We start from the raw sequence: 3,700 nt of genomic DNA, 5'->3' as shown, positions 1-3,700 counted from the left end.
CTTTTCGCTGAACTGATATCCGAAGATACTGCTGCATCTCTGACCCAGTGTTGAGTCGATAACGGGTGAAAGCATGGAGTCAAATTTCTCCATGATTGAAAAAATTCCTCCAAAAGGTGTGAGTTTTTCGAATTTTATTTGTACCTTTGCAGCGCCTTGTTACGATTTTCGCTTGTTTTCTAATTGCAACACTAAGATAAGTGAAAAATCTGACACGGCAAAATCCTAGGCAACTTATTGTTGCTCAGGAACTTATAAATAAAGTTAAATTATAGTGTTGCGGAATTAAGGTTATCATTTATTCATGAGGTTTATGATGCAGATGCTATATCTGTATCCGTAACCCATTATAAGAAAACAAGTATGGACTTTAATAAAGCTCGATTATTATATCTTATCGTATTTTTCCTGTATTCCGGCCTAAGTGTGTCCGGACAATCGATTCATGTTTCAGGAAGAGTACTTCAACAAAATACGCAAACACCTGTTGAGTTTGCTAATGTCGTTCTATTCAAACAAGATTCAGTCTTTCTGAAAGGAACAACGACAGACACTATCGGAAGATTTGAATTTGAAAATCTTCCCACAGATAATTATGTGCTGTCAGTATCCTGTTTAGGATTTGAAACAAAGCGGATTTTGATACAGAATCTGACGGAATCAGCACAAATAGATGTGTATTTGAATGAAAATGTTTTGTTACTTGGGGAAGTGGTGATTTCTGCTTCTTCCACAATAAACAAGATTAACCAACGGATTGTGTTCCCGACAAAATTGCAAATCAGCCATTCTGCCAACGGAATGCAATTGCTGAATACAATGATGCTTCCCGGCTTGAACATCAATCCGATGCTGAATACGATTTCATCATCCGACGGCGGGAAAGTCATTTTGCAGATTAACGGCGTAAATACCACGCCGGAAGAAATTCAGACCTTGCAACCCCGCCAAATCAAGCGGATAGAATATTCGGATTATGCAGGTATCCGATACGGACATGCTTCCAAAGTTATCAACTACGTGGTAGTAAGGGATGATAAAGGCGGTGTTGTTGGTGTGGATTTGATGAACTCGCTGAATATCCTTGCAGGGGGCGATGTTTTCTTTGCCAAATTCAACAAAGGAAAATCGGAATATGCTTTGAACTACACCGCAGCGTTTCAACGCATCAACACGAATAACAGAAATCGCACAGGTAGTTATCAGTTTGAAAATTCATCCCCTATATTGAGGGAAGAAATCAGTGCCGGAGGTGATTATTCGTACCAAATGCATGATTTTTCGCTGACATACAACTATCAGCAGAGCGATTCGGCTTTTTTCAATGCCAAGTTGAAATATAATCTGAGCAATCAGCCTCACAACGATTTCAACAGTTTTCTAAAAGAGAATGGCACGGACAAAGGGTTGATTTTTGACGGAAGTCAGCAAAAAATTAATGTTCCTACCATCGACTTGTATTACCAGTATGGTTTACCCAAAAATCAGAAAATATATGCTAATGTGGTGGGGAGTTATGCGAACGCAGCATCTTCGCGGAATTACTGCGAATACAACGATGTTGATACTCTTTTCAGCGAACGTTCGGAACTGTTTTCCGATAAATATTCACTGATTGCCGAAGGCATATACGAAAAAGGATTTGCCCATGGAAATTTGAAATTCGGGATAAAACATATTCAGTCGTTTACAGAGCAGACAATTAATCAGGGCGAGGAATTCAAATCGGATTTGAATCAGGCGGAATCGTCGGTTTTTGCAGAGTGGTTTTATAGTAAGGGCAAATTCAGCTATAGCTTGGGACTTCGCCTGAATCGCCTGCATTTTTCCAATGTATCTGTTACCAAAAGCTATTACCATTTCTTACCCAAAGCGATGGTTGGCTATCGGTTCAGTGATAATTCTTTTATCCGGTATGATGCGGAGATGAGTCAAACGAATCCAACCCTGATGGAGTTGGCCGACACGGAAATCCGTCTTGACTCGTATCTTGCCGAGAAAGGGAATCTGTTGCTTCAACCGTACCTGAATCTGAATAATAATTTATATTACGAAAACAGAAAAGGGTTGTTCGCTTTCAATGCAAGCCTGCATCATCACTACAAACACAATCCTATCATGGAATCGAAAAGAGAACATGGAAATGTGTTCCTGACAATGCCCGAAAACATGAAAGATTGGAATAAGTATAATGCGGAGATAACATTGAAAGTAGGGATGATAAAAAACTTCCTGCAATTTTCGGTTACAGGAGGCTTCAACCACTTTGACAGTCGTGGGAACAACTATTCGCATACCCATTCTAATTTTTATTACAGGGCAGATGTTTTGGCAATGTATAAGAAATGGATGCTGATAGGCCAGCTACAGCCTTTTGACGAAAGGTTATACGGCGAAACCGTCATAAAGGATGGTAATTATCACTACTTGGCTATCCGGTACAATGCGACTAATTTTTCTTTTGGCATAGGTGCGTTCAATCCGTTTAAGAATGTTTCCCGAACCATTATGGAAAACAAAAATGCACAAGCGCCTTTCCGAAGAGAAAGTTTTAGCGATGCATCCCGAATTCTCGTTGCCACGCTCACTTGGAATTTTAATTTCGGAAAAACTCATCTTGTCGGTACTAAATCGCTGAATAATCAGGATACCGACTACGGAATCAAAGGAAGTTATAAGTAAGATTAGGTGTTGATTTCAACAAATTCTGTATTATGTATTTCTGGCAAATCTATCACTAATTATCTTTCAGCGACATGTTGTTGCTTCGCGTTCACTGAATCCTATCGGAATTCAGTGAACGCCTTTGTGTGTCGTCAACTGACGATATCATCCTTTTTTTTACTCAAAATCAATAAAAATGAAAGATAACCTAAAATCCGCAACTATCATCCAATACACGATTAAGGGTAGATTTATGAGTCGTTAGTAGCAGCTTTCAGTAAAAAGCAACAGCACAACATCAATATGTAGCCACCATCCCCTTACCCCACGATGCGACTTGAGGTAATACGCAGATTCAAACCGGAAAGAAAGGATTCTTATCCGAATTCTGTTTTGAAGGGTTTTGCATAAGCTCGGTTCTCTGTGTAGATATTCAGCACGTATTGCCTTGCAGTCATGATCCACTTGGCAGGTACGGAGATGAATCTGAAGACAAAAGCCTTTATGCGACTCGTTTTCTTGAGCCCAAAAGCCTTGGTGTCAAGCCTGCTCATGATGGTCTTGTAGAAATTGTGTATCAATGCAGTAAGCAGAAGAAAGACAGTATTCTCCGCCATGAATGACTTGGGGAGCCTGCTCCAACCGAATCCGTTGTTCATGTCGTCAAAGATACGTTCCTTGCCGCCACGCAGATTGTAGAATTCAACAATGTCCCTTGTCGATGACTTGTAATCGTTGGTCAGAATACAACGGTAAGTGTATTCGCCTTCCCACAGGTCAAGGTCGCCACTGTTGCGTCTTTGTCTCTGGATGACAAGACGATAGCACTTGCCTTCCCATTTCTCAACGAGAATGGAATTGAGTTCGAACTGGATGCCGTTAATCTCCTCCGTCTTCCATCCTCTCAGAGCAAAGATGTCATTGTAGAGCGAACTGCATCGGTTGGCACGGATGTAGAAATGTTTGCAATGCTTCTCTATCTCACTGACGATTTCCTTCGAGCAGGAACCGCAGTCTGCCCTGAAGCGATTTACAC

The 3,700-nt window shown here is 40.7% G+C and carries 1 protein-coding gene and 2 pseudogenes; 1 reads left to right on the top strand and 2 read right to left on the bottom strand.

All coding sequences use genetic code 11. The features are described 5' to 3' along the window. Window positions 1-138: pseudogene (locus CIK95_RS12615) on the bottom strand (IS1380 family transposase); the annotation flags it as partial. Window positions 139-363: 225 nt separating this feature from the next. Between CIK95_RS12615 and CIK95_RS00010 the strand changes: the two are divergent. Next, window positions 364-2,682 carry a carboxypeptidase-like regulatory domain-containing protein gene (locus CIK95_RS00010; RefSeq protein ID WP_008781630.1) on the top strand — a complete coding sequence of 773 codons (2,319 nt, stop codon included), beginning with the start codon at window positions 364-366 and terminating at the stop codon, window positions 2,680-2,682. Window positions 2,683-3,041: 359 nt separating this feature from the next. Here the strand turns inward: CIK95_RS00010 and CIK95_RS00005 are convergent. Then, window positions 3,042-3,700, bottom strand: a pseudogene (locus tag CIK95_RS00005) (IS1380-like element IS612 family transposase); the annotation flags it as partial.

Origin of the sequence: Prevotella sp. P5-108, from assembly GCF_002251385.1 — a bacterium.
In the GTDB taxonomy this organism is placed as follows: Bacteria; Bacteroidota; Bacteroidia; order Bacteroidales; family Bacteroidaceae; genus Prevotella.
Note: the sequence above shows the minus strand (reverse complement) of the source record. Positions and strands in the feature narration are given on the sequence as shown.

Excerpts from the sequence above, each read along its gene's own strand:
- CIK95_RS00010 (WP_008781630.1), top strand. The coding sequence starts at position 364 with ATGGACTTTAATAAAGCTCGATTATTATATCTTATCGTATTTTTCCTG.